Source organism: Hymenobacter lapidarius (assembly GCF_001816145.1).
Classification (GTDB): domain Bacteria; phylum Bacteroidota; class Bacteroidia; order Cytophagales; family Hymenobacteraceae; genus Hymenobacter; species Hymenobacter lapidarius.
Window position 1 is genome coordinate 20,284 of record NZ_MDZB01000090.1, and the last position, 24,177, is coordinate 44,460.

The following is a 24,177-nucleotide window of genomic DNA, read 5'->3' on the forward strand; positions in this document are numbered from 1 at the left end:
AGCAGTGAGCAAAAGAACGTCATGCTGAGCGCAGCCGAAGCATCTCTACTGCAATGGCAAATCTGATTACTTGCGCGGTAGAGATGCTTCGGCTACGCTCAGCATGACGTTCCACTTATGTTGTCTTTAATCTAATCTGCTGAAACCACCCGTGCCCCCGTGCTGCCCACCGGCCCCACATACACGTTAAAGTCGATGCCCAGCTCTGTGAATACGCTGCCCAACGCCTCCCCCACCGCCTGCGCAACGGCCTCGGTTTCGTTCAGCATAAAAATCGATGGCCCCGAGCCCGAAATGCCCCCGCCAATGGCCCCGGCGGCCAGCGCCCGCTTTCGCGCTTCGGCCAGCCCCGGAATGAGAGCCAGCCGCGCCGGCTCCACGATGTAGTCGTCCAGGCTGCGCCCGATGAGGGCATAATCGGTGGTGAGGAAGCCGGCCACTAGCCCGGCCACGTTGGCCCATTGGCGCACGGCCAACCCCAGGGGCACCTCGGTGGGTAGCACCTTGCGCGAGTCGCTGGTCTTCACTTCAATTTGCGGGTGCACCACCGCTACCCACAGCGGCGGGGCGGGCAGGGCCAGAATGTCCAGGGCCGGCTCCAGGGCCCGCACCACCGTGAAACCGCCGAAAATGGCCGGCGCAATGTTGTCGGCGTGCCGGGCCCCGCACGCCACCACCTCGCCCGCCATGGCAAAATCCACCAGCTGCATGTTGGTAAACCGGTTGCCCAGCAACGCGTTGGCACCCACCACCACGCCCGCCGCGCTGGCGGCACTGCTGCCCACGCCACTACCCGGCTTGATGCCTTTGGTAATTTCAACATCGAACCCAACCGGCTCGGGCACTTCTTTTAGCAGGGCCAGCAGGGCCATCCCGGCCACGTTCCGGGCGGATTCGGTGGGCAGGCGGTAGGAGTCGAAGTGTCGGATGCGCACGCCCGGCGCGGCGGCGCGGGTGACGCGAATGGTGTCGTAGGGCGCGGCCAGAGCCAGCCCCAGCACATCAAAACCACAGCCTAGGTTAGAAAGCGTGGCAGGAGAATGAACGAGTACGGAATCGGGCATTGAAGATTTTAAATGGGCAAAAGAATGGTCATGCAGCACATTGCAAAGCATCGCTGCTGCAATGCTAAACAGCCACAGCAGCCGTAGTTCAGCGAATCTAACGTAGGGACGCAAGATAGTATGTCCCTCCCCCGTTTTGGCCGCTGTGCTCTGGCTTGTAAACTGCTCTCCGCTAAAGCGAGGAGGCGCTGGGCAGCACCAGGGAAAAAGTGGTGCCTTCGCCTGCGCGGCTTTCCAACGTGAGCGTGCCGCCGTGGCCCTGGGTCACGATGTCGTGGCTCAGCGAGAGGCCCAAGCCGGTACCCTGCCCCGGGGGCTTGGTGGTGAAGAAGGGCTGAAATATTTTGGCTTTAATGTCGTCCGGCACGCCCGCGCCATTATCCGTCACCCGAATCTCGACGCGGCTGCCGTCCCACCGGGTTTGCACGCCCACGGCCGGCGCGTAGCCGGGCTCGCCGGCCTGCTGGCGCTGGCGCACGGCATAGAACGCGTTGGTGAACAGGTTGAGCAGCACCCGGCCCACGTCGGTGCCCACCACCGCCACCAGCGGCAGGTCGGCCAGAAAGTTTGTGTTCAGCGTCGCGTTGAAGCTTTTGTCTTTGGCCCGCAGGCCCTGGTAGGCCAGGCGCAGGTATTCGTCGCACAAGCGGTTCAGGTCGGTGGGCTGGCGCTCGCCGGCGCTGGTTTGGCTGTGCTCCAGCATGCCCTTGACGATGCCCGCCGCCCGCCGCCCGTGGTGGCTGATTTTGACCAGGTTCTGGGCCAGGTCGCCGGCCAACGCGGCGGCTTCCGCCGAATCATTGGAGGCGAGGGCTTCCTGCAATTCCTCCACCAACTCGGCGCTGACTTCCGAGAAGTTGTTGACGAAGTTGAGCGGGTTTTGAATTTCGTGGGCAATGCCGGCCGTGAGTTCGCCCAGGCTCGCCATCTTCTCTTTCTGAATGAGTTGGGCCTGCGTGGCGCGCAGCTCGGTGAGCGAATTATCGAGCTGGTCGCGCTGACTTTGCAGGTCGTGCTTCTGGCTCGTGACGGCCTCGTTGAGCTGGCTGAGCTGCTCGTTGGCTTGCTGCTTTTGGCGGTTGGCGCGCCAAAGCACGAAGCCCAGGCCCGCCAACAAAGCCAGTCCGCCCAGGGTGGCAAACAGCAGCAGGCGCTGGCGGCGGGCGCGGGCCGCGTCCTGCACCTGGGTCAGGCGCAGGGCTGCGATGCGCTGCTGCTGGGTCTGCTCGGCACGCTCGGCCTCGTAGCCAGCCACCTGAAACCGGCCCTGCTGGGTGCGGAGCGAGTCGCTCAGGGCCAAGCCGAGGCGGGCGTAGCGGCCGGCGGGCCCGTTCTGTCCGCGCTGGGCGTAGAAGTCGGCCAGCCCGCGCAGGTACGCCAGCCGCTGTGGCACCTGCTTCTCTTCGCAGGCCTTACGGTAGGCCGCAAGCCAGGCGGCTTCGGCGCGGGCGGGCTCGCCACGCGCGCGTACTAGCGGGCCCAGGTGGCGTCCAGCTCAATAATGCCGTGGCCACTGTTGCGGAGGGCCAGCTTGAGCGAGTCGGCGAGTTGCTGGGCACGCGCCAGCAGGGGCTCGGCTTCGGCTACCCGGCGCATATCAAGCAGCACCGCGCTTTTGACCACCAACCCGTAGGCACTGTTAACCGGAACTTGGGCGGCATAATTGCGAGTGGTGTCGGTGGTGTTGCCTAATAGGGCCAGGTTGGCATAGCGCAGGGCGGCGGGGTAGTCGTGCAGCTGGCGGTAGGCCTGGGCCATGCCCCAGAAAGTGTAGGCATTCGCGAAGCCGTAGCGCTGGGGCAGCGTGGCGTTCACGGCCAGCGACTGGCGCAGGTAGTACAGCGCCTTGGCAGGGTTGCCCCACTCGGCATAGTAGGTTCCCGCCACTTTCAACTGGTTCTCTTGCGAATACCGGTTGTGCGCGCTGGCCAAGTCGGCGGATTGCAGGTAGTGGCTGATGCCCCGGTTGTAATCACCCTGGGTCACGAAAGGACTACCAAGCGCAAAATGGCACATGGCCATGTTTTCTTGCGCTCCGCGGGCTTGGTACTGAGCCAGTTTGGCTTCGAAGTAGATTATTTGTGCCTCACGTTGCTTGAGTTTACGGAACGCTCTCCACACCTCTGACAGCGCCTCCGGTATGGGCCGACCTAGGCGGTCAAACGCCTCCACGACGGCCCGCAGACTATCGAGTTCGCGCGCGGGCTCCTTGCCGACTTTATTGAGTTGCAGGGCAGCGTAACTTAGGCGGAAGGCGGCAGCATCGGGACGCCGCAGCCGGCGCGTGAGCTGCGCCAGTTCCCGGTACCTCGCCTCCAGGTCGGCCGGCGACGAATCGCCCAACGCATCATAGAGTTGCAGCAGCGTACGCAGACGGGCCGTGTCGGCGCGCTGGGTGTCGAGAACCCGGCGCAACGAGTCGCCGTCGGCTTCCCAGTAGCGGTGGGCGGGCGTGGTCTGGGCGGCCAGCGGGCCACCAAGCAGCAGGAGTAAAAGGGGCAGCAGCCAGCCCCAGCGGGAACGCGGCGGCAGATTTAGCAGGAAAAATGGCACAGCTAAACAGGTAAGGTGATGGTAAATTCGGTGGACTCGCCCGGGGTGGAGTGCACGCTGAGCGTGCCGCCGTGGCCTTTGGTGACGATGTCGTAACTGAGCGAGAGGCCCAGGCCGGTGCCCTCGCCGCTGGGCTTGGTGGTGAAGAAGGGCTGGAAGATTTTGGCCTGCACCGCCGGCCTCATGCCCGTGCCGTTGTCCGTCACCCGGATGGCCACGTGCCCGTCCACCCGTTCGGTCGAGAGGCTGACGGTGGGCGCGTAGCCTGCCTCGCCCGCTTGCTGGCGCTGGTGCACGGCGTAGAACGCGTTGCCGAACAGGTTGAGCAACACCCGGCCCAGGTCGGCGCCCACGGCCGGCACATCGGGCAGGCCGGGGGCCAAGTTGGTGCGGAGCGCTGCATTGAAGGTTTTGTCTTTGGCCCGCAGGCCCTGGTAGGCCAGGCGCAGGTACTCGTCGGCCAGGGCGTTCAGGTCGGTGGGGGCGCGGTCGCCGGGGCTGGTGCGGCTGTGCTCCAGCATGCCGCGCACAATGGCCGCCGCCCGCCGCCCGTGCTGGGTAATCTTCGCCTGGTTCTGCTCCAGGTCGCGCAGCAAGTCGGTCAGCTCGTCCTTGTCGGCCGCCGGCAGGGCCGCCGTGGCCAGCAGCTCCTGCGCTTCCTGGCACAGCCCGGCGCTGACCTCGGAGAAGTTGTTGACGAAGTTGAGCGGGTTCTGAATTTCGTGGGCGATGCCGGCCGTGAGCTCGCCCAGGCTGGCCATCTTCTCCTTCTGGATGAGTTGGGCCTGCGTGGCGCGCAGCTCGGTGAGGGAGCGTTGCAGCTCGCCGGTGCGCTGTGCCACCTGCGTTTCCAGGGTTTCGTTCTGGGCAGCTAGCAGGGCCTGCTTGTCCTGCTCCTGGGCCAGGGTTTGGGCCGAGAGCTTTTCGACTTCGGTCAGCTTCACTTGCAGCAGCTGGCTGTCGAGGGCAAACTCGCGGGCCAGGTACAGCGAGATGCCCAGCGCCGGGGACAGGTATAGCAGCAGGCTCACGAACGTATTAAATCCACCCGGTGCCTGCTGTAATGGGTTCGGAACCTTTAGCAGCGCACTGACCGCAAAGGCCCCAAGAATCACCACTAAAAACAGGAGGATAACGGCAAACCCGGCCCCGACCATCCAGGCTCCGCGTTGGCGCTGGCGCAGGGCGCGCCCGGTCAGGCGCAGCAGCTCGGCAATGATTAGGAAGATTAAAAGTGCCCCTACATAGCCAGCATATGTTTTAGCGAATAAGGTAAGGGCCACGAACGCAAAAAACCCCAGCCACAACCCCTTATATACCCAACCGGGCCGAAAGCCGAATAAGGCATAAAGCGCCCGCACGGCCCAGAGGTAAGCCAAATAAAATAGGAGACGCCGGACAAACAGCAGGGGTAGCATCGCTTCCAAGGTCGGGGACGACAGCGCCCATTGAATGACTAATGCCAGGCATTGCAACGCCAGCGCTCCGGCGAAGAAGGCGAAATAGAGGTTGGCTCGCTGGGCCGGATAGTAGCGAAAGAAGGCCAGGTGCAGCAGGGTGAGCAACCCGAATATCCCGGCTACCACGCTGCTCCCCATCGCGGCGCGCACTTCCCTGGCCGCCTGCTCCCGCACCTGGGCCTCGCTGCGCAGAAACACGTCCAATAGCTGCGTCTCGGTACCCAGCCGCAGCAGCCGCGACTGCCAGGGCGCAAAACGGATGGCCAGCACCTGCTCGACGGGGCCGCCGGCGGGCACGACGACCGGCGGGAGCTTGTCGGGGTCGGGCACCTGCGTCGGGTTGGCCCGCACGATGCCCGCGCGCTGCACCAGCCGCCCGTTGAGGTAGATTTCCCAGGCCCCGTACCCGTCCGCCTGCAGCAGCACCGCCCGCTGGCGCAGGCTGTCGGCCAGCCGGAAGCGCAGCCGCAGCCAGCTCATGCCGCTGCCCAGGCGCGGGGGCAGCTCCTGCCGGGGCCGGGCGGGGTTGAGCGTGTCCCAGCCGCGCTCGTCGAAGTCGGGCCGGGCCCAGGCCGGGTCGTCGCCAACGTGGTAGCGCCAGCCCTGCTCCAGGAGCAGGCCGTTCCGGGAGCCTTTCGTAGTCAGGCTATCCACGCGCAGCACGGCGGGGTTGGGGGTTTGGGCGACGGCCGGGGCCAGCAGCCACAAACTCATCAGCAGTAGAAAGTAGCGCATAGGCAGCAAGAGGCACCACGCAGCGGGCCGCTTTGTGGGGTGGAATTAATTATAGCAAAAATTGAATTTACCCCAGCAAGCTACTACCAATCAGGGCAGTTTATGGCCTGCTGCTTTAGGGCTGCAACCGGCCATCGGGGCAGCTCGGCCGCAAGGCGGTGGGTAGTGCGCGGTGCGTGCGGCACGTACGGTGGTGGGCTAGGGTCCGCTTCCGGCCCCAACGGAACGTCCGGCCTACATAGCGGTGTTTAGATTCAGTATCTTTGCAGACTATTGACTAAATCCGGAACACCCGATGCTTGATAAACTAGAAGCCATCAGCCAGCGCTACAATAATGTAAACGAAGAGTTGATGCAGCCCGATGTGATGTCGGACTTGAAACGCTACAAGGCCCTCAACAAAGAATACAAGGACCTGGGCAAGATTGTGACTGAGTACCGCAACTACCAGGGCGTGCTCAGCAACATCGAAAACGCCCGCGCGGTGGTTTCGACCGAGAAGGACGAGGATTTCCGCCAGATGGCCAAGGACGAGCTCGACGAGCTGCAGCCCGAGCAGGAACGGCTCGAAACCCTCATCAAAGACCTGCTGCTGCCCAAGGACCCGAACGACTCCAAGGACGTGATTATGGAAATCCGGGCCGGCGCGGGCGGCGACGAAGCGGCCCTGTTTGCCGGTGACCTGCAGCGCATGTACATGCGCTTCGCCGAAAAGCAAAACTGGAAAATGGAGCTCATTGATGCCATGGAAGGCACCGCGGGCGGCTACAAGGAAATCATCGTGGCCGTGCGCGGCGAGGACGTGTACGGCAAGCTCAAGTTTGAAAGCGGCGTGCACCGCGTACAGCGCGTGCCGGCCACCGAAACCCAGGGCCGCATCCACACCAGCGTGGCCTCCATCGTGGTGATTCCGGAAGTGGAGGAGTTCGACATCGAGCTGAACATGGGCGACATCCGCAAGGACTACTTCTGCTCCAGCGGCCCCGGCGGCCAGTCGGTAAATACCACGTATTCGGCCGTGCGCCTCACCCACCTGCCCTCCGGCCTCGTGGCCCAGTGCCAGGACCAGAAGTCGCAGCTCAAGAACTTCGACAAGGCCCTGGCCGTGCTCCGCTCCCGCGTGTACGACATGGAGCTGGCCAAAAAGAACGAAGCCGACGGCCTGGTGCGCAAAAGCATGATAGGCGGCGGCGACCGCAGCGACAAAATCCGCACCTACAACTACCCGCAGGGCCGCGTCACCGACCACCGCATCGGCTACACGGTGTACAACCTGGCCAGTGTGATGGAAGGCAACGTCGACGACTTCGTGGAGCAGCTCCGCATCGCGGAAAGCGCCGAGCGCCTGCAGGAAGGCGTGACTAAGTAAAGCAGAACAGCTAACGCCCCTCCTTTTTTAAGGAGGGGACGCGGCCGCGAATCGGACGCTGGGGTGGTGCAGTCGTTGCACGACGCCCGCGCCAGCTCGCTGCTTCGGGTACTATTTCCGCTCCGTAGTCGTTCAGGAATCGTTCAACGCCTACAACCACCCCAGTTGCCGCTTCACGGCAACGTCCCCTCCTTGGTAAGGAGGGGAGTTGACGTTCTATATATGCGCCACCTTTTTCCGCTGTTACTGCTTGTCAGCTGCTTGCTCACTTTTCTGCCCGGCTGCGAGCCGAAGGTGGACCTGCTGCAAACGTCTGGCCGGCTGGAATTTGACCGGGACACGGTGGTTTTCGACACGGTGTTTACCACGGTGAAAACCGTGACCAAGCGGCTGTGGGTGTACAACCGCAACCGGGGCGCGGTGAAGACGGCCATCAACCTGGCCGGCACGGCCGGCAATACCTACTCCCTGATTATTAACGGCGATGCCACGCCATCGGCGCCCGATGTAACCATCCGGGGCCAGGACAGCGTGCTGGTGCTGGTGCGCGCCGTGCTGGGCGACAACGGCAGCGCCGCCAAGCCCTTTTTGCTGGTCGACCAGCTGCAATTCCGCACCAACGGCAACGAGCAGGACGTGAAGCTGGTGGCCTACGGCCAGAACGCCTACTTCCACCGGGCCGATTTTATCAGCCGCAACACCACCTGGGCCACCGATAAGCCGCACGTCATCATTAACACGGACGTGGTGCAGGGCGGCCGGACTTTTTCGGTGGGCGTGCAGGTGAACGCCAACGTGACGCTCCGCATTCCGAAGGGCGCGCGCATCTACTGCCACGCGGGGGCGGCCCTGGTGGTGGCCGGCACGCTGCTGGTAAATGACACCTACGCGCCCGGCACCGGCGCCACCGATACCGTGAAGGCCAACAACCGCGACATCGTGCGTTTTCAGGGCGACCGGCTGGAACCGTTCTATGCTAATGTGCCGGGCCAGTGGGCTGGCATTGTGTTCACCGAAACCAGCCGGGGCAACGTCATCCGCTACGCTGAAATCAAGAACGCCAATGCCGGGGTTTTTCTCTTTAATCCCGACAACCGCACCCCGCGGCCCGATATCACGCTGGAAAACACGGTTATCAGGAATATTTCCGGCGCTAATCCTTCCTACGTTAACAACCTTGAGCTGCCGGGCGGCATTGTGAGTGTTTCCAGCGATGTGAAGGCCACCAACTGCCTGCTCACCAATTGCGGTGAATACGCCGTGCTGGGCGTGGGCGGCGGCATTTACGACTTCAACTTCTGCACCTTCGCCAACTACACGCCGGGGTTCAACCGCGACACGCAGTCCCTCACTTTCACCAACGAGAAGGCCACTGCCCCCGCCACCAAGCTGCCGCTCACCCTGAGCCTGCGCAACTCCATTGTGTGGGGCTCCAATTTGGGCAGCGAAATGAACGACGAGTTATTTGTAAAGAATTACGCCGAATACACTTCCCTCAATATTCGCAACACGCTGCTGCGCACCAAGGAGTACGCCACCGTAGCCGCCGTGGTGGGCGGCCCCGCCGATAACCTCCTCAACGTAGACCCGCTGTTCAAGCGCAACCCGCTGAACAGCTTAGGCCCGTTGGATTTTACGCTGCAGGCCACCTCACCGGCCATCACCCCCAAGCGCCCCCGGGCCGGGGCTGCGCCCGCCCGCGACATTCTCAACCTGCAGCGCAACACTACCGCGCCCAGCCTGGGAGCCTACGAGTCCAAGTAGCGGCACGCAGCGGCGGGCCGGCTACTCTACCTGCCCTGCCGCCGCGTAGTGCAGGGTGTCGAACAACACCAGTTTTTGGGTTCCCACCACCTCGTAGCGCTGCAGCCGGCCGTTTTGCAGCTGGAAGCGCAGGCGTTTCCGGGCCGCAAACAGGGCGTTATCCTGCTCGATGGTGGCGGTTACTTCCTGGGCTACCGCGCCTTGCTGCACCACCGTGAGCACGGCCACCGGGGCGTTGGGCTGGCCCGGCAGGCGGGTGTAGGTGCGGCGCAGCAAGCCGCCGGGCAAGGCCACGGAATCGACGGCGTAAGCCCCGCGCAAGGCCGATTTGTTGATATCGGCTTGTAGAAATATCTGCAGCTCCTTGGTCCAGTTCGCGGCGGGCACGCGCACGGTTTCAGCGGGGTTGCTGCGCACGCGCACTTGCTTGGTTACGGCCGCTTTGCGCTGGGCCAGCTGCTCTATCTGCTTTGTCACCAAGCCCTTCACATCGAAGTACAGCGGGCGGCGCGGCGCGGGGGCGGCCGGGCCCGCTTCGCCGCAGCCCACTAGCCCCAGCATGCCCAGCACCGCCGGGCCTAGCACAAACCCTGCGCGGCGCTTACGCATTCGGCACCGGGGCTAGGCTGCGGCGCAACAGGCTCTGGCCGGTCATTTCTACGGGCTGGGGCACGCCCATCAGCTCCAGAATGGTGGGAGCCAGGTCGCCCAGCTTGCCATCGGCCAGGGTACCCACGTAGTCGTTGTCGACCAGGATGCAGGGCACCAGATTGGTAGTGTGCGCGGTGTTGGGCGAGCCGTCGGCGTTGCGCATGAACTCGGCATTGCCGTGGTCGGCAATAATGATGCTGGCGTAGCCGGCGGCCAGGGCAGTTTCCACCACGGCGTGGGCGCAGGCATCGGCGGTTTCCACGGCCTTCACCACCGCCGAGAACACGCCGGTATGGCCCACCATGTCGGGGTTGGCAAAGTTCAGGACCACGAAATCGGCCGCTTGGGCTTGCAGCTCGGGCACCAGGGCTGCTACCAGGTCGGCGGCGCTCATTTCGGGCTGCAGGTCGTAGGTAGCCACTTTGGGCGAGGGCCGCATGATGCGCGTTTCGCCCTCAAAAGCGTTTTCGCGCCCGCCCGAAAAGAAGAACGTGACGTGCGGGTACTTCTCGGTTTCGGCAATGCGAATCTGGGTTTTGCCGTGCGCCGCCAGCACCTCGCCCAGGGTGTTGTTGAGGTTGTCGGTTTCGAAAACCGGCGTTACGCCCACAAACGTGTCGTCGTAGTTGGTCAGGGTGAGGTAGTGCAGGTTGAGGCGCTTCATCTGGAAAGCGTGCAGGTCCTGCTGGGTGAGCACCTCCGTAATTTCACGGCCGCGGTCGGTGCGAAAGTTGAAGCACAGCACCACGTCGCCCTCCTTGATGGTAGCCAGCGGCTGGCCGTCGGCCCCGGTTTTCACGATGGGCTTCAGGAATTCATCCGTCACGTCGTCCTTGTACTGTTCCTGAATGGTTTGAATCAGGTTTTGCGACGGGATACCGATGCCGTTTACCAGCACATCGTATGCCACCTTCACCCGCTCCCAGCGGCGGTCGCGGTCCATGGCGTAGTAGCGGCCCACCACCGAGGCAATTTTAGCACCGCTGCGTTCCAGGGACTGCTCCAGCTCGTTCACGTAGCGCACGCCGCTCTTGGGGTCGGTGTCGCGGCCGTCGGTGAAGGCGTGCACAAATACGTGCCGCACGCCGGCTTCGTGGGCAATGGTGCACAGGGCTTTCACGTGGTCGATGTGCGAGTGCACGCCGCCGTCGGAAAGCAGGCCGATGAGGTGCAGGGGCTTGTCGTTGGCAATGGCGTAGTCAAATGCTTTCACCAGGGCGGGCACCTGGCCCAGCTTGCGCTCGCGAATGGCCTTGCCGATACGCACCAGCTCCTGATTCACCACGCGGCCCGCCCCGATGTTCATGTGGCCAACTTCCGAATTGCCCATCTGGCCCTCCGGCAGGCCCACGGCCTCGCCCGAGGCCAGGAGATTGCTGTGCGGAAAACGCTGCAACAGCTCGTGGTAGAACGGCGTATTGGCCGCGTCCACCGCCGAAACCGCCGTATTCTGGGGAATTCCCCACCCATCCAGAATCACCAACAAAACCTGTTTATCCATGCCCCAAAGATACGGCCAGCCCGGGCTCGGGTTGGAATTATCTACCTTTGAATGTTTCTTCGCCGTCCCTTTTTTTGAGCAGCTTCTCCAGCGGCCGCTGGCACGGTCTTACTTCCTGGCACCATTTTAGCTTTCCATTTCGATGCGTATGACGCACTTATTACTGTACTAATGAAACGCTATTTTTTTAGGACCTTATTCTTAAGCTGGATGCTCCTGTTTAGCGGAGTAGCCGCTCACGCCCAGGCCGACAACCTCGGGGCCGTGCGCTCTGCGTTGCGCAACGGTTCCTCCCGCGAATTGTCGCAGTACTTCGCTCCCACCGTTGAGGTGGGTTTCGATGGCGACAAGCAGGGCTACAACGCGACCCAGGCCGAGATTGTCATCAAAGACTTTTTCGCCAAAAACGGCCCCACCAGCTTCGATTTCATCCACCAGGGCGAAAGCAAGGAAGGCATTCGCTACGCCATTGGCCGCTACACGGGCCGCAGCGGCGTGTACCGGGTGTATGTGAAGCTGAAGCCGTCGAAAGGTGCCCCGCAGATTGACACCCTCGACTTCACGAAGGAATAACTTTCCAATTGCTCGTAAGACACGAAGCTTCAGCCCTTCCCGGCTGGGGCTTTTTTGTGTGCCAGTCGTCCCCAGCATTTTGCAATTCGAGCAGAGCCGAAGGACCTTGTTCCGGTTGCTTTAGTAGCTGTTTACTGCAAATCGTTCTGCGGTTATAAGGTCCTTCGCTGGGCTCAGGATGACAGACGGCTTGGCTTTCACTAGCGCCGCAGGGGCCGTACCTTTGCGGTGTGCAAACTCCCACTCCTTCCTATTTAACGCCCGAGGCGTTGACCCGCTTCATCCGCACGGCCCTGGCCGAGGACGTGGGCGACGGCGACCATTCGGCCCTTTCCTCGATTCCAGCCGAGGCCCGCAACCGGGCCCACCTGCTGGTGAAGGGCGAAGGCATGCTGGCCGGCATGGCCCTCGCGCCCCTCATTTTTGCCGAAGTCGACCCCAGCCTGCAGCTCCACGCGCTGCTCGCCGACGGCACCCCCGTGAAGTACGGCGACATCGCCTTCACCATTGAAGGCCCCGCGCGCAGCATCCTCACGGCCGAGCGCCTCGTGCTCAACTGCATGCAGCGCATGAGCGGCATTGCCACCTACACGGCGTACCTCAACACCCTGCTGGTGGGCACCAAGGCCAAGCTGCTCGACACCCGCAAGACCACGCCCAACTTCCGCATCTGCGAGAAATGGGCTGTGCTCATTGGCGGCGGCGTGAACCACCGCTACGGGCTGTTTGACATGATTATCCTGAAGGACAACCACGTGGACTACGCCGGGGGCGTGGCCGAGGCCATTGCCGCCACCCACGTCTACCTGGCCAAAACGGGCCGGCAGCTGCCCATCGAAATCGAAACCCGTTCCCTGGCCGAGGTGCAGCAGGCGCTGGACGCCGGCGGCATCGACCGCATCATGCTCGACAACATGGGCCCCGAGCAGCTGCGCGAAGCCGTGGCCCTCATCGATGGACGTTATCCCACCGAGGCCAGCGGCGGCATCACCGAGCTCACCATTGCCGACGTGGCCCGCTCCGGCGTGGATTACATCTCGGTGGGTGCCCTCACCCACAGCGTAAAAAGCCTGGACTTAAGCCTGAAAGCATATTAAAATACACCACTAGAACGTCATGCTGAGCGCAGCCGAAGCATCTCGCGTGCAGTAGTAATCCAATCGATTGAGTCGCTATTGCACGCGAGATGCTTCGGCTGCGCTCAGCATGACGTTCCTTTAACCACTAACAATGAACCAACCCAACCAACGCGGCGGTGGCGGCGGCTTTCGCCAGGCCCAGCAGGCTTCGCCGCTGGCCATCCGCACCAAAAAAACGCAGTTCGACACCAATACCTACACCCGCCTGGCCATGGCCGAAGTGTGGAAAAAGGACTGGGTGTACGCCCTGATTCCGTTTGCCCTGGGCTTGCTGCCCGCTATTTTTGTGCATTCCTGGTGGTGGCTGGTGCTGGCCGTGGTGCTCACGGTGCTGTTTGTGCTATTCCGCTCGGCCCAGGTGACGGGCGTGACGCAGATGGAGCAGAGCAAGCCCCTGTTTGAGCGCATGAATTTTGAGATGGACCAGAAGCAGCTCTTAATGCGCGTGGGCCCCGAAAAAGCCATGCAACTGACCTGGGACATGATTGGCCGCGCCCGCCGCGACGGCGACGCTTACCTGCTGTACCTCAAGCCCGGCACCCCGCCCGAGGGCCTGGCGCCCTGGCGCCTGTGGCTGGCGCGCACGTTTGATGTGCCGGTGTTTTTACATTTGCCCCAGCGCATCTTCAATTCGCCGAACGACGTGAAGCTGTTTGAGGCATTGCTGCGCCGCAAAAACCTGTTGCCCACCGAAGCCAGCGCCACAACCGTTTAAGGCTGGGTGCCGTTTTTGTAAGCCTGGCGGGGCATTGTTATCCCCGCTACTTTTGACCTTGTTTACCTGCTAATTTTTCTTCTGATGAAATTGACTCACACCCTGTTGCTGGCTTTGGCCACTGCCTCCCTGGCCCTGACCTCGTGCAGCAGCGAACCTTCTGACTGGCGCCCCGACGACAAAGTATCGCTGGACATGGTGGCGCCCGGCACCCGCGTTTCCGACAACTTCGACCAGCACACGGCTGACGCTCCCCACCAAGCCAAGGGCGGCGCCATCGCCGAGCCCATTAGCTCGGGGGTTGACCTGGACAACCGCGCCAAGCCCTCGGCCAAAGGCGCCATGAGCGCCAACGCGGAGGAAGGCATGCGCAAGCGTGGCAAACTCAACGACGCGGGCAAGTCGAGCCAGGAGGCCGACGCCGACGAAGAGAAAAAGTAAGCCGTCGGGGTCGTTGCTATCCCTTATTTGAGTGGCAGCTTTGCCCGCCAGCCGGCGGCAGCAAAGCTGCCGCTTTCTTGGAATGAAGAATGAGGAATGAAGAATGAGGAATTGCCCACCGCGCAGTTCCTCATTCTTCATTCTTCATTCCTCATTCTTCACTATCCTTCCATGGGGTTTGCTATTTTTCTGCTGCTGGTGACGGTGCTGGGCGCGGGCGCGGCGGCAGCATGGGTGCCGGTGGCTCGGGGCAGCCAATGGCTGAAGCCGCTGCTGGCCTTTAGCGGGGCGTACCTGTTCACCCTCACCATCACGCACATATTGCCGGAGGCTTTGCAAATGCTGCCCGAGCAGCCCGCCCGCGTGGGCTATTGGGTGCTGGCTGGCTTTTTTGGGCAGCTGGTGCTGGAAGTTTTTTCGCAGGGCGTGGAGCACGGCCACGTGCACCACGAAGCCGCGCACGGGCCGCACGATACGAGCGGACGCGTGCCGTTTTTACTGCTGGGCGCGCTGGTAATCCACTCCATTCTGGAAGGCAGCATCCTGGTGCACGCACCGGAGGTGGGCCACATGAGCCAGAACTTTTACGCCATTGTGGTGGGGGTGGCGCTACACCACATTCCAGCGGCCTTTGCGCTGGCCACGCTGCTGCGTCTGCGGCTGGGGCGCTTTCGGCGGGTGTGGCCCTGGCTGCTGCTATTTGCGCTGGCCTCGCCGGTGGGCATTGTGGTGAGCAACTACGTGGTGCTTTCCGAACTGCTGAGCGGGGGGCTGTACGCGGCGCTGCTGGGCCTGGTGGCCGGCAATTTCCTGCACGTTTCCACCACCATTCTGTTTGAAACCAGCCCTGAACACCGGCTGAACTGGCCCAAGCTGGGCGCTACCCTGGCCGGCCTGTTGCTGGCGTTGGCCATGGCATAAGCTGACTGATGGACGGGCAGCGTTGGGCAGTTCGCATCCACTTTCGCGGGCGCCATCACCAGCTGATTTATAACAGGTGAAATAATTGTCGATTTTGACGAATTAAGTGCTGCTACTCGGCGCAGCCGACGGGCTTCGCATCCAGCAGGGCCGGCACGGAAACCAGCTCCACATCGGCGAAGGTGCGCAGGTAGGCCTCCACATACGGCTTGTGCGCCGCGCCCACGATTAAAAGCGCCCTGCCTCCGGCAATCGGCGCGGTTGCCTCCCGAATTGCCACGGCCATGCGCAGGTTCTGGGCTTCCCAGGCCGCAACCCATTGGCGACCAATGCTGCCTATCTTGTCACTGCGGAGCATCGACTGGCACTGGGCATCGGCGTCTAACTCACCAAAGCGCGGCGAGTTTTTCCACTTGAACACGGGCATGATTTCGGAGGCAGCGGCCATCTTCAGGGCTTCCTCCGGCACAGCGCGAAACTCGGGCGTATTGTGGTTGAATAGGTCCGTGAGACCGGGCTCAGCGGCGACTGCGGCCTTCATGGCCTCACTGCTTGGCGATGCCACGTCGCTCATGTGGTCACCGGCTCCGTAGAGCCGCTCCAATCCTACGTCGGCCGCCAGGCGGGCCGCCATCGAGGCTATCTCATTCCGCAGGCCGGCGAAGCTATTGAGGTTTTTGACCAGCGCCGGCGAAACGCCGTCTGCCGCTACTCGCTCCGCCGGAGCCAGGCGCATCCACTGAACAGTGGCCGAAAAAGGCTCGGCGGCTGCAACGAATAAGCTGGCCAGCCGGCGCCGCTCTACCGGCGTTAATTCCCCCTTTTGGCACAGCAAATTTGCCTGCACAAAGGCTTGAGGAGCCGTGAGCTTGAGGTCGGTCTGCGCGGCTTTGGCCATGTTCAGGCTCGGTCCGGCGTATCGTCCGGCAGTGCCGTGGTAGGCAGAGTAGGCATCCAGGGCCACTATCTGCTCCCCGGACATGGCCTCCGTCAGAATAACATCCGGCTTGTACGCTCGCAGCCTGCACAAAACGGGCTCCAGCCACGCAACCTGAAAATTACCGGGTGCAGTATCGAGGTGCGTGATGCCCAACACCATTACCTGGGTTGGCGCAAGTGCCAGCTTCGACCGGGCCGCCGCAGGGTCGAAGGGTTGCTGGGCCCCTATTGGGAGCAGGCGGGCAGCCGGTCCAGAGCCGGCCTGATTTACTTTACAAGCAGATAAGGCCAAAAACACCCCTGCTAGCAGCCCCGGCAAGGCAGCCCATTTACCCAACGGGCTACGGCTTAGGCCTGGCTTTTGACCAACGAGTGCTCGAAAGCAGCCCCACAGCGGCGCCGCGCAAGTAGTGGCAAGGGTTGGTATTTTGTAGATAAAGGGCATTGGCGCGGCTTCGGGGTAGAGCAGGCACTAAGGTAGCAACGCAACCCTGAAACCTGCTCCAAAGGCAATTCGCTGCCCTTTATGCCACTGCCTGTGGAGGCGCTACAGTTCCTCCAGCGGGCCGGCACCGCGCAAAAAGTTCTCAAGCTGCCGGGTGCGGGCCCGCTCGTGGGCCAACTGGGCCTGCAGCTCCACCAGCCGCTGGCGCATGGCCATGATAACGTCCAGCGCTTCGGGGGACAGGTCCAGCTCGTAGTGCAGGCGGGCCAGGCGGGGCAGGTCGTCGGGCTCGTCCACGATAACGGTTTCGGAAGCGGGCGCCGCGCGCAGCAAGCCGGCCTGCAGAAACGCGTGCAGCGCCGCCGGCCCCAGCCCGTAGCGGACCGAGCATTCCTGGTAAGTGAGGGTGAGAATGGAAGTTGCCATGGCTGCAGTGCTTCGGGGTTAGGCGTCGGGGCGCAGGGCGGCCAGTTGCCGGATTAATTCGTTTTCCTGGGGGGTAAGGTGCTGGGGCAGCGCCAGGCTGAGGCGCAGGTACAGGTCGCCAAACTCGCCGGGTTTCTTGTACACCGGAAAGCCCTTGCCGCGCAGGCGCAGGCGCGTGCCGTTCTGGGTTTCGGGCTTGATGGTGATTTTGACGGAGCCGCTGAGCGTGTCCACGGTTTGCTCGCCCCCCAGCAGGGCCTTGTACACGTTTACGGGCACGTCGTGGGTGAGGTCGTCGCCGGTGCGGGCGTAGCGGGCATCGGGCCGGATGCGAAAGGTAATGAGCAGCGAGCCGCTGGGGCCGCCGTTGCGGCCCGCCCCGCCCTGGTCGCGCAGCCGGATGGACTGCCCATCGGCCACGCCGGGCGCAATGGTCAGGCGCAGGTTCTTGCCGTTCACGGTGATGGTGCGGGGGCCGCCGTGGTAGGCTTCCTCCAGGCTCAGCTCCAGCTCGGCCTGGTAGTCGGCGCCCGCGGCGGGCCGGCGGCTGCCCGCCCGGTCGCCGCCCATGTTGCCGAACATGGAGCCAAAAAAATCAGAAAAGTCTTCGCCCTCACCGAAGGGGTTTCCCTGGCTCTGGCCGCCCCCGCCCTGGGTGTACTGACTCCAGTCAAAGCCCGCACCGGGCCGGCCGTCGCGCTCCGCACCGCCGGGCTGCTGCTGGTAGCGCTGCCAGTCGGCCCCGAACTGGTCGTATTTCTTCCGTTTCTCCGGGTCAATGAGTACTTCGTGGGCCTCGTTTACTTCCTTGAATTTCTGTTCGGCCACCTTGTTATCGGGGTTCACATCGGGGTGATGCTGGCGGGCCAGTTTGCGGTACGCCTTCTTAATCTGCTCCTTAGTAGCTGATTTTTTCACTCCCAGCACGTTGTAGTAATCTTTATAATCCATGATGGATGAGCGAAATGCGCAAGGTATTGGGCTTCTGAAACCAAAATCTGCAGCGGCCTGCCCGTATAGCGGCGGCGCTTCTTTACCATTTCCTGCCTTCGCCTCAATCGAGAGAAAGCACTAGCGCAGGCAATCTAAGCGGCTCATTCTTATGCAGCACGTACCAGCCGCCGAGAGGCATTGGTGCGCGGCCGCATTTTTTGTGCAGCCACAGGCACCAACTTGGATGATATACGGCGGGCGCCGAAGTTTTGGCATCATATTAGAAAGGACTTGTTTGAACGAATGCTATTCCCGGAGGCTAGCAGCCAAGCTCTCCTGATTCCAGGCTCTTTTTTGCATTCATAGATTATACCAGTACTTCACAATAAGACAAATGCGCCGTATATTGCACGCTTAAAGGCTTTTTATTTTAATTCAACAACTTCTACTTTACACTTTTCCATGAATTCCCGCCTCCTCTTTAGCTTCATTATTGGCATCGCCCTGCTGGCTGGCACCACGGCGCAGGCCCAAACGCGCGTTCCCGCTCGCCGGCCCGGCGCGGTGGCGCCCCGGCCCCGCCCCACCAACATGGGCGCCGGCATGAAAGACGGCCTCACCATGAAGGACGGCCGCATTATTCTCACGGAGCTGGGCATCAGCAACCCCACCACCGCCGACAAAAAGCTGCTGAACGGCGTTGTCATCAGCACCACCGGCCTGGTGACGGCCACCGACGGCACCGCCATCCAAATGACTGAGGGCGACATGGTCTCGCTAACGGGCCGGGTCACTACCCGCCGTTCCATTGTGGTGGCCGACAGCCTCACCAAGGTCCGGTCCTTTGACCTGAAATACCCCGGCAAGCGCAAACAAATGGAAGAAGACGCCGAGCGCAAAGCCAAGGCCAAAGCCAAGCTGGCCGAGGACAAAGCCAAAATCGCCGAGAAACGGGCCAAGGACAAAGAAAAATCCAAGCGCTAGCGCCAGCAACCCGGCCGCGCCAGCCGTAGCAGTCCCCGCCACCCTTTCCGGGTGTGGCGGGGATTTTTTTTCGGAAGCCCTGGCCCGCGTAGCACGGACGGCTGGCCTATCTTAGCGGGACTAACGCCATTTGGTCCATGCTCTTTTATACCGTTATCAAACCGTTTGTGCAGGTGGCGCTGCGGGTGTTTTTCCACCGCATCGAGGTGCGCCACCGCGAGCGGCTGGCGCTGCCGGGGCCACTGCTCTTTGCCGGCAACCACCCCAACACCCTGATGGACCCGCTGCTGGTGGCCATCAACCGCCGCCAGCCGGTGGCGTTTCTGGCCAAAAGCACGTTTTTCAAAAACCCCGTGTCGCGCGCCATTCTGCAGTCGGGCAACTCCATTCCCATCTACCGGCGGCAGGACGCCGCGCCTAGCGCCGAGCCCGCCACGCACGCCCAGCTCGCGGCCCAGAACGAGGCCACCTTCGGCCGCTGCTACGACTACCTGGGCCAGGGCGGCACCCTCATGATTTTTCCTGAGGGCACCAGCGTGAGCGAGCGCCGCCTGCGGCCCCTGAAAACCGGCGCCGCCCGCATTGCCCTGGGCGCCGAGGCCCGGCACCAGTTCCGGCTGGGCCTGAAGGTGGTGCCCATTGCCATCAATTACTTCGACCCCGCCCGTTTTCGGTCCGATGTGCTGCTCAACATTGCCCGCCCCATTGTGGTGGCCGACTACGCCGCCCAGTACGCCCAGGACCCCGAAGCCGCCGCCGACCAGCTCACCGACGACATTCGTCAAGCGTTGGAGCGCCACCTCATCATTGCGCGCAACGCGGACGAGGACGCGTTTGTGCAGCAAATTGAGCGGACTTTTGCCAACCACCTGAACCCGGACGACGACCCCGACACGCTGTACGACAATTTTCAGTTGAGCCAGACCCTGTTGCAGGCTCTGGCTTGGTTTGAGCAGTACGCGCCCGCCCGCCTCGCGGCCATGCGCCTGGAGCTGCAGACGTACCTGGACCATTTGCGCCGGCACGGCCTCACCGACAGCGCCCTGGAAGAGCAGCGGCGGGGTTCCGTGGCCGGCCTGTTCAACCTGGTTTTGGGCTTGCCCGTATGGCTCTACGGCGGGCTCAATAATTACCTGCCCTACATTCTGCCTTCGGTGGTGGCCCGGCGCGCAACCAAGGAAGTAGAATTCGTGGCCCCCATCATGCTGGTGGTGGGCATGATTACCTTTCCCGTGGCCTACGCCCTGCAAGCCCTGGCCGTGAACCACTGGCTCACCCACGACTGGCGCCTGACGACGCTGTACGTGCTGAGCCTGCCCGTTGCGGGGTTCTATGCCTTGGGCTATTGGGAGAGTCTCGCCCCCCGCATCGAGCGGCTCCGCGCCCTGCGCCTGTCGCGCCGCGCTCCCACCGAGGTAGCGGCCTTGCTGCGCCAGCGGGCCGCGCTGGTGAGCCAGCTGCAGGGGGCCCGAATCGAGTTCCTGGCCCGGCCCGTGGGGAGCGAAAGCCCGCTCCCGCCCGGCAGATAAGCGGGGGGTTGCGGCCGTTAGCGGCCTTCGGTGTCGAGTATTTTGGTTTGTTTTTTTAGGGTGCGCAGCACCACAAACACCACCGCATTCACCGCAAACACCACCTGCCAGAATGAATCAATGGCGAAACGCCCGTCGACGAACAGGTGGGCTATGGCATTGAGCAGCACGAACGAGGTGACGGCGGCAAACAAGCCGTTGTACTCCCGCTTCAGCACGTTGCGAGGGCAAAAGCTCAGGCGGGAGGGCACCCAGCCTCCCAGCCGGGGCAGGAACGCCGGTGTGCGGCTGGCCCACGCCTCGTAGCGGGCCGCGTGCGTGTGCCGCAAAAAGGCTTCTTCCGCGTACATAATCCGTTCATAGTACAGCCAGTACGCCAGGGCACCGATGGTGGCAAACCACCAGACCCCCGGAAACATCATGATGCCCATCCACATCAGAAAATTGCCCAGATAGAGCGGGTGCCGCACCACGGAGTAAATGCCGGTTTCGTTGAGCGTTTCCGCAACCTGCTGCCCCGTGTTCCGGCCCGAGGTTCCCTTGGGCGTGAAGCCCACGGTGAGGGCCCGAACCCCCAAGCCCGTCAGACTCACCGCTAGGCTGAGCAGCCCCCAGAAAGGGCTGGTGAGGGGACCGTAGGCAATGGCCGGGTAGAAGTAAATAACTGCTATAACGAATGGATACAGGAACAATGGCAACCAACTTCTTCTCTGGAACAGCCAGTTGCCGTCTCGTTCAAACTCCTCGCGTAAGGGCATAAAGGAAAGCGTAAGCAGGAAGTTTTGAGCCTGCTGAAAATCAAAATATGGCGCTTGAAAAAGAACAATGCGCCTTGGCTTGAAAAACCCTCGAGCCCGCAAAGCTATAATTCCAGCGTAATAATCGCCATTATTACGCCAACTAGCCGAAATTCCCATTTGCTCGCTTTCACAATCTGCCCTTTGCGCCCATGAAAATCCTGGCTGACCTGCTCCTGCTGGGCGACCCGCGCCTCTACGAAACGTGCGCCCCGGTAACCGAGGCCGACCTGCCCCTGGTGGCCGGCTGGGTAGCCGACCTGGATAACGTGATGCGCGAGGTGCGGGCCCGGTACGGGTTTGGGCGCGGCATTGCGGCACCGCAGCTGGGCATTATGAAGCGCCTGGTGTACCTGAACATCGACCGGCCCATTGTGCTGCTGAACCCCGAGCTGACCGAGCCGAGCGACGACCTTTTTGAGCTGTGGGACGACTGCATGAGCTTCCCCAACCTGCTGGTGCGCGTGCGGCGGCACACCGCACTCACGGTGCGCTACCGCGACGAGCACTGGCAGCCCCAGACCTGGCCGGTGCAGGACGGCCTCTCGGAGCTGCTGCAGCACGAATGCGACCACCTCGACGGCGTGCTCTGCACCATGCGGGCGCTGGATGCGCAGTCGTTCAAATGGAAACCCTAGCCCGCCCGGCCGCGAAAGCGACACCGGCTAGCCGATAAGCACCCCTGCCAGCAGCGCCGTGGCTACAATGGCCACGCTCGGCATTTTTTCCCACAGCAGCAGCAGAAACGTGGTGCCTACCAGCAGCGGGTTCACCGGCAGGGTGTCGATGGGGCCCCACTGAAAAGGCAGCGCGAGGTACTTATCGGGCAGCGGGTGGTAGAGCAGGAACGTGGCCGCGCACACCAGCCCGGCGCTCACCGCGTTGATGCCTTCCAGCGAGGCCTGCACCACGCGGTACTGCCGCAGCCGGTCCCAGAAGCGAATGACGAAGAAGATGAGAAAAGTGCCGGGCAAAAAGATGCCCGCCGTGCCCACCAGCGCACCCGCTACCTGCATGCCCGGGCCACCCTCCGGCCGCATGGCCAGCGCCCCAATGTAGGCAGCTATCGAAAAATTGGGCCCCGGCATGGCCTGCACCAGGCCCAGGCCCGACAGGAATTCGGCCCCAGTGAGGTAGCCCTTGAACTCCACAAACTCGGCGTAGAGCAGCGGCGCCAGCACCTGCCCCCCGCCAAACACCAGCGAGCCGTTGCGGTAGAAGTTTTCGAACAGCCGCACGGGCAGCCAGCGCGTGTAGTGCCCCAGCACCGCCGCGCCCACCAAAATCCCCAACCACAGCAGAAAGTTGGCCCACTCCACGCGCAGGGGCTTTTTCTCCTGCACAATGGCGTGCTTGCGGTAGCGCACCGTGGTTACGGCGCCGCCGGCCACCAGCAACAGCGGCAACATCCAGGGCAGCTGGAAAAAATAGGCCATCATGGCCGCCGAGACCATCAGGCCAACGGCCGTTTTGGTGTGAATGACTTTTTGGGCGATGCGGTAGGCCGAAAAGGCCACGAAGCCCACCGCCACGGGCTGCACAAACTGCACCAGGGCCGCCACGCGCACCGGGTCGAGGTGGCTGAGGGTGAGCGCCGCCAGGGTCATCAGGGTCACGGATGGTGTCATCCAGACCAAGAGCGTGAGGTAGGCCAGGTTGGGCCCGCCCAGCCGAAACCCGATAACGGTGATGGTTTGGGTGGACGTGGGCCCCGGCAGCAGCGCGCACAGGGCCTGCAGCTCCAGCAGCTCGGCCGAGGTGATGTAGCGCCTTTTATCCACCAGCAGCCGGAACATCATGGCCAAGTGCGCCTGCGGCCCCCCAAAGGCCGTGAAGGCCAAAGCGGCCACGTCCTTCAAAAAAATAATGCCCCGCACCCGCCGCGTGCGGACGCCGGAACGCCGCGGGGGCGGCGCGAGCGAAACCGTGGAAGCAGCGGAAGGATGGGGTTGCACGAAAAACGACAGTGGCCTACCCCCGAAGGTAAGGCAAACCGCTAAGTAGACGGCTGCCGCGTGCACGCCGCGGTCCGGCAGGAAACCCGGAGGTATTCCCGGCAACCGGCGCCGCAGCTTGATGCACACAAAAAAGCGGCCCATCTACTTAAAGACGGGCCGCTTCGGCAGCGGGAACAACTCCGCTTACTTCTTCTTCAGTCCAAGCTCAATCAGGCGCTCGTTCAGGAATTCGCCGGCCGTGATGTCGGCTTCTTTCTTGGGATTGTCAGGCGTGACGCAGTGCTCCAGCGCCGCCAGGCTCATTTCGGAGCGTGGGTGCATGAAGAACGGAATGCTGTAGCGCGAGGTGTTCATTTTCTCGCGGGCGGGGTTTACCACGCGGTGAATGGTGCTCCGGAGCACGCCGTTGGTAAGGCGCTGGAGCATGTCGCCCACGTTCACCACAATCTGGTCGGGCAGGGCTGTAATGGCAATCCACTTGCCATCGCGGCGCTTCACCTGCAGGCCATCGGCGCTGGCGCCCATGAGCAGGGTAATCAGGTTAATGTCACCGTGTTCGGCGGCGCGCACGGCATCGGCGGGCACGGCGTCGGGGTTTTCGATGGGGAAGTAGTGAATGGGGCGCAGAATGCTGTTGCCGTGCTTCACCTTGTCGTCGAAGTAGTTTTCGGGCAGCTCCAGAAAAATGGCAATGGCGCGCAGCACGTCCTGGCCGGCGCTTTCCAGTGTGCGGTAAGCCAGAAAGGTACTTTTCTGGAAGCCGGGCACCTCTGCGGGCCAGATGTTGTCCGGGTACTCGTTCTTAATGGGGTCTTCCTCCTCCACTTCCTGGCCCACGTGGTAGAACTCCTTCAGGTCGCCGGTGTTGCGGCCCTTGGCGTGCTCTTTGCCCTTGCTGATATAGCCGCGCTGGCCGGCCAGCTCAGGGTTTTCGTAGCGCTGCTTGGCATCGTCGGGCAGCTGGAAGAAAGCCTGCACGTCGGCGTACAGTTGCTTGGTCTGCTCGTCGTTGAGGCCGTGGTTTTTAAGGGCTACGAAGCCAATGTTTTGGTAGGCTTCGCCGAGCTGCTGCACGAAACGAGCCTTGCGCTCAGGGTCACCGGAACGGAAGTCGGCCAGGTCGAGCGAGGGAATTTGGTCAAGAAGTTGGTCTTGCATGGAAAAATTAAGTTTACTTTGAGGCTGGTAAGCCTCACGATGGGCAACGATGCAAGTTAAGCAAAACCTTGTACCGGGTACCTGCCGTAAGCACCTCAACTTATATATATTTGTTGATAAAC

At 62.6% G+C, this 24,177-nt stretch carries 22 protein-coding genes; 10 read left to right on the plus strand and 12 right to left on the minus strand.

Annotation, left to right across the window (positions count from 1 at the left end):
- Window positions 1-131 precede the first annotated feature (131 nt).
- The 4 genes from BEN47_RS06045 to BEN47_RS21980 form a co-directional block, all read right to left on the minus strand.
- On the minus strand, window positions 132-1,064 hold the full coding sequence (locus BEN47_RS06045) for a homoserine kinase (RefSeq protein WP_070726176.1): 933 nt from the start codon (window positions 1,062-1,064) through the stop codon (window positions 132-134).
- A gap of 172 nt (window positions 1,065-1,236) precedes the next feature.
- Window positions 1,237-2,457, minus strand: a complete 1,221-nt coding sequence (locus BEN47_RS06050) for a sensor histidine kinase (protein WP_070726179.1) — start codon at window positions 2,455-2,457, stop codon at window positions 1,237-1,239.
- Between the two features lie 77 nt (window positions 2,458-2,534).
- Window positions 2,535-3,617: a hypothetical protein gene (locus tag BEN47_RS06055; RefSeq protein WP_070726182.1), complete on the minus strand. Its 1,083-nt coding sequence runs from the start codon at window positions 3,615-3,617 to the stop codon at window positions 2,535-2,537.
- Between the two features lie 2 nt (window positions 3,618-3,619).
- Entirely contained in the window at window positions 3,620-5,812 is a 2,193-nt protein-coding gene (locus tag BEN47_RS21980; protein WP_239691514.1) for an ATP-binding protein, read from the minus strand.
- 295 nt (window positions 5,813-6,107) lie between these two features.
- Here BEN47_RS21980 and prfA point away from each other — a divergent pair, with 295 nt between their 5' ends.
- Together prfA and BEN47_RS06070 are read left to right on the plus strand one after the other, a co-directional pair.
- Window positions 6,108-7,181, plus strand: coding sequence for a peptide chain release factor 1 (gene prfA, locus BEN47_RS06065; RefSeq protein ID WP_070726187.1), 1,074 nt, complete (start codon window positions 6,108-6,110; stop codon window positions 7,179-7,181).
- A 261-nt stretch (window positions 7,182-7,442) separates the two neighbouring features.
- Window positions 7,443-8,945 carry a hypothetical protein gene (locus tag BEN47_RS06070; RefSeq protein WP_139147350.1) on the plus strand — a complete coding sequence of 501 codons (1,503 nt, stop codon included), beginning with the start codon at window positions 7,443-7,445 and terminating at the stop codon, window positions 8,943-8,945.
- A gap of 21 nt (window positions 8,946-8,966) precedes the next feature.
- On the opposite strand, the gene BEN47_RS06075 is transcribed toward BEN47_RS06070, so the two are convergent.
- On the minus strand, window positions 8,967-9,554 hold the full coding sequence (locus BEN47_RS06075) for a hypothetical protein (RefSeq protein ID WP_070726191.1): 588 nt from the start codon (window positions 9,552-9,554) through the stop codon (window positions 8,967-8,969).
- Window positions 9,547-11,097, minus strand: a complete 1,551-nt coding sequence (gene gpmI / locus BEN47_RS06080) for a 2,3-bisphosphoglycerate-independent phosphoglycerate mutase (RefSeq protein WP_070726194.1) — start codon at window positions 11,095-11,097, stop codon at window positions 9,547-9,549. Before gpmI ends, BEN47_RS06075 begins: the two co-directional genes overlap by 8 nt.
- Window positions 11,098-11,307: 210 nt before the next feature.
- Between gpmI and BEN47_RS06085 the strand changes: the two genes are divergently transcribed.
- The 5 genes from BEN47_RS06085 (at window position 11,308) to BEN47_RS06105 (ending at window position 14,886) form a co-directional block, all read left to right on the plus strand.
- On the plus strand, window positions 11,308-11,670 hold the full coding sequence (locus BEN47_RS06085) for a DUF4783 domain-containing protein (RefSeq protein ID WP_158010880.1): 363 nt from the start codon (window positions 11,308-11,310) through the stop codon (window positions 11,668-11,670).
- Between the two features lie 230 nt (window positions 11,671-11,900).
- Window positions 11,901-12,767 (plus strand): carboxylating nicotinate-nucleotide diphosphorylase, encoded by an 867-nt coding sequence (gene nadC, locus BEN47_RS06090; RefSeq protein ID WP_070726199.1) that lies wholly within the window; start codon window positions 11,901-11,903, stop codon window positions 12,765-12,767.
- Window positions 12,768-12,900: 133 nt separating this feature from the next.
- Entirely contained in the window at window positions 12,901-13,524 is a 624-nt protein-coding gene (locus BEN47_RS06095) for a hypothetical protein (protein WP_070726206.1), read from the plus strand.
- Between the two features lie 84 nt (window positions 13,525-13,608).
- Window positions 13,609-13,965, plus strand: a complete 357-nt coding sequence (locus tag BEN47_RS06100) for a hypothetical protein (RefSeq protein WP_070726209.1) — start codon at window positions 13,609-13,611, stop codon at window positions 13,963-13,965.
- A gap of 171 nt (window positions 13,966-14,136) precedes the next feature.
- Window positions 14,137-14,886, plus strand: coding sequence for a ZIP family metal transporter (locus tag BEN47_RS06105; RefSeq protein ID WP_070726319.1), 750 nt, complete (start codon window positions 14,137-14,139; stop codon window positions 14,884-14,886).
- Between the two features lie 112 nt (window positions 14,887-14,998).
- On the opposite strand, the gene BEN47_RS06110 is transcribed toward BEN47_RS06105, so the two are convergent.
- The 3 genes from BEN47_RS06110 to BEN47_RS06120 form a co-directional block, all read right to left on the minus strand.
- The gene (locus BEN47_RS06110; RefSeq protein WP_125921536.1) at window positions 14,999-16,117 is read right to left on the minus strand and encodes a DUF5694 domain-containing protein; all 1,119 of its coding nucleotides are present in this window, start codon (window positions 16,115-16,117) and stop codon (window positions 14,999-15,001) included.
- A 255-nt stretch (window positions 16,118-16,372) separates the two neighbouring features.
- Window positions 16,373-16,696, minus strand: coding sequence for a chaperone modulator CbpM (locus tag BEN47_RS06115; RefSeq protein ID WP_070726215.1), 324 nt, complete (start codon window positions 16,694-16,696; stop codon window positions 16,373-16,375).
- Window positions 16,697-16,714: 18 nt separating this feature from the next.
- Entirely contained in the window at window positions 16,715-17,647 is a 933-nt protein-coding gene (locus tag BEN47_RS06120) for a DnaJ C-terminal domain-containing protein (protein WP_070726218.1), read from the minus strand.
- 444 nt (window positions 17,648-18,091) lie between these two features.
- Here BEN47_RS06120 and BEN47_RS06125 point away from each other — a divergent pair, with 444 nt between their 5' ends.
- Window positions 18,092-18,613 carry a DUF6799 domain-containing protein gene (locus BEN47_RS06125; protein ID WP_070726221.1) on the plus strand — a complete coding sequence of 174 codons (522 nt, stop codon included), beginning with the start codon at window positions 18,092-18,094 and terminating at the stop codon, window positions 18,611-18,613.
- A 137-nt stretch (window positions 18,614-18,750) separates the two neighbouring features.
- Complete coding sequence (locus BEN47_RS06130) at window positions 18,751-20,142, plus strand: lysophospholipid acyltransferase family protein (RefSeq protein ID WP_070726224.1); 1,392 nt, start codon at window positions 18,751-18,753, stop codon at window positions 20,140-20,142.
- A 17-nt stretch (window positions 20,143-20,159) separates the two neighbouring features.
- Here the strand turns inward: BEN47_RS06130 and BEN47_RS06135 are convergent, their stop codons facing one another.
- On the minus strand, window positions 20,160-20,900 hold the full coding sequence (locus BEN47_RS06135; protein ID WP_070726227.1) for a methyltransferase family protein: 741 nt from the start codon (window positions 20,898-20,900) through the stop codon (window positions 20,160-20,162).
- A 191-nt stretch (window positions 20,901-21,091) separates the two neighbouring features.
- Here BEN47_RS06135 and BEN47_RS06140 point away from each other — a divergent pair, with 191 nt between their 5' ends.
- The gene (locus BEN47_RS06140) at window positions 21,092-21,577 is read left to right on the plus strand and encodes a peptide deformylase (RefSeq protein ID WP_070726232.1); all 486 of its coding nucleotides are present in this window, start codon (window positions 21,092-21,094) and stop codon (window positions 21,575-21,577) included.
- Between the two features lie 27 nt (window positions 21,578-21,604).
- Here the strand turns inward: BEN47_RS06140 and chrA are convergent, their stop codons facing one another.
- Together chrA and BEN47_RS06150 are read right to left on the minus strand one after the other, a co-directional pair.
- Window positions 21,605-22,894 (minus strand): chromate efflux transporter, encoded by a 1,290-nt coding sequence (gene chrA, locus BEN47_RS06145; RefSeq protein ID WP_239691515.1) that lies wholly within the window; start codon window positions 22,892-22,894, stop codon window positions 21,605-21,607.
- Window positions 22,895-23,080: 186 nt separating this feature from the next.
- On the minus strand, window positions 23,081-24,055 hold the full coding sequence (locus tag BEN47_RS06150) for an isopenicillin N synthase family dioxygenase (RefSeq protein WP_070726234.1): 975 nt from the start codon (window positions 24,053-24,055) through the stop codon (window positions 23,081-23,083).
- Between the last annotated feature and the right edge of the window lie 122 nt (window positions 24,056-24,177).

Bases quoted from the DNA above. Each gene is read 5' to 3' on its own strand.
- BEN47_RS06075 (WP_070726191.1), bottom strand. From the start codon at position 9,554: ATGCGTAAGCGCCGCGCAGGGTTTGTGCTAGGCCCGGCGGTGCTGGGC.
- prfA (WP_070726187.1), top strand. From the start codon at position 6,108: ATGCTTGATAAACTAGAAGCCATCAGCCAGCGCTACAATAATGTAAAC.
- gpmI (WP_070726194.1), bottom strand. From the start codon at position 11,097: ATGGATAAACAGGTTTTGTTGGTGATTCTGGATGGGTGGGGAATTCCC.
- BEN47_RS21980 (WP_239691514.1), bottom strand. From the start codon at position 5,812: ATGCGCTACTTTCTACTGCTGATGAGTTTGTGGCTGCTGGCCCCGGCC.
- BEN47_RS06130 (WP_070726224.1), top strand. From the start codon at position 18,751: ATGCTCTTTTATACCGTTATCAAACCGTTTGTGCAGGTGGCGCTGCGG.
- BEN47_RS06125 (WP_070726221.1), top strand. From the start codon at position 18,092: ATGAATTCCCGCCTCCTCTTTAGCTTCATTATTGGCATCGCCCTGCTG.
- BEN47_RS06045 (WP_070726176.1), bottom strand. From the start codon at position 1,064: ATGCCCGATTCCGTACTCGTTCATTCTCCTGCCACGCTTTCTAACCTA.
- BEN47_RS06120 (WP_070726218.1), bottom strand. From the start codon at position 17,647: ATGGATTATAAAGATTACTACAACGTGCTGGGAGTGAAAAAATCAGCT.
- BEN47_RS06095 (WP_070726206.1), top strand. From the start codon at position 12,901: ATGAACCAACCCAACCAACGCGGCGGTGGCGGCGGCTTTCGCCAGGCC.
- BEN47_RS06150 (WP_070726234.1), bottom strand. From the start codon at position 24,055: ATGCAAGACCAACTTCTTGACCAAATTCCCTCGCTCGACCTGGCCGAC.
- BEN47_RS06085 (WP_158010880.1), top strand. From the start codon at position 11,308: ATGCTCCTGTTTAGCGGAGTAGCCGCTCACGCCCAGGCCGACAACCTC.
- BEN47_RS06100 (WP_070726209.1), top strand. From the start codon at position 13,609: ATGAAATTGACTCACACCCTGTTGCTGGCTTTGGCCACTGCCTCCCTG.
- BEN47_RS06105 (WP_070726319.1), top strand. From the start codon at position 14,137: ATGGGGTTTGCTATTTTTCTGCTGCTGGTGACGGTGCTGGGCGCGGGC.
- BEN47_RS06135 (WP_070726227.1), bottom strand. From the start codon at position 20,900: ATGCCCTTACGCGAGGAGTTTGAACGAGACGGCAACTGGCTGTTCCAG.
- BEN47_RS06115 (WP_070726215.1), bottom strand. From the start codon at position 16,696: ATGGCAACTTCCATTCTCACCCTCACTTACCAGGAATGCTCGGTCCGC.
- BEN47_RS06140 (WP_070726232.1), top strand. From the start codon at position 21,092: ATGAAAATCCTGGCTGACCTGCTCCTGCTGGGCGACCCGCGCCTCTAC.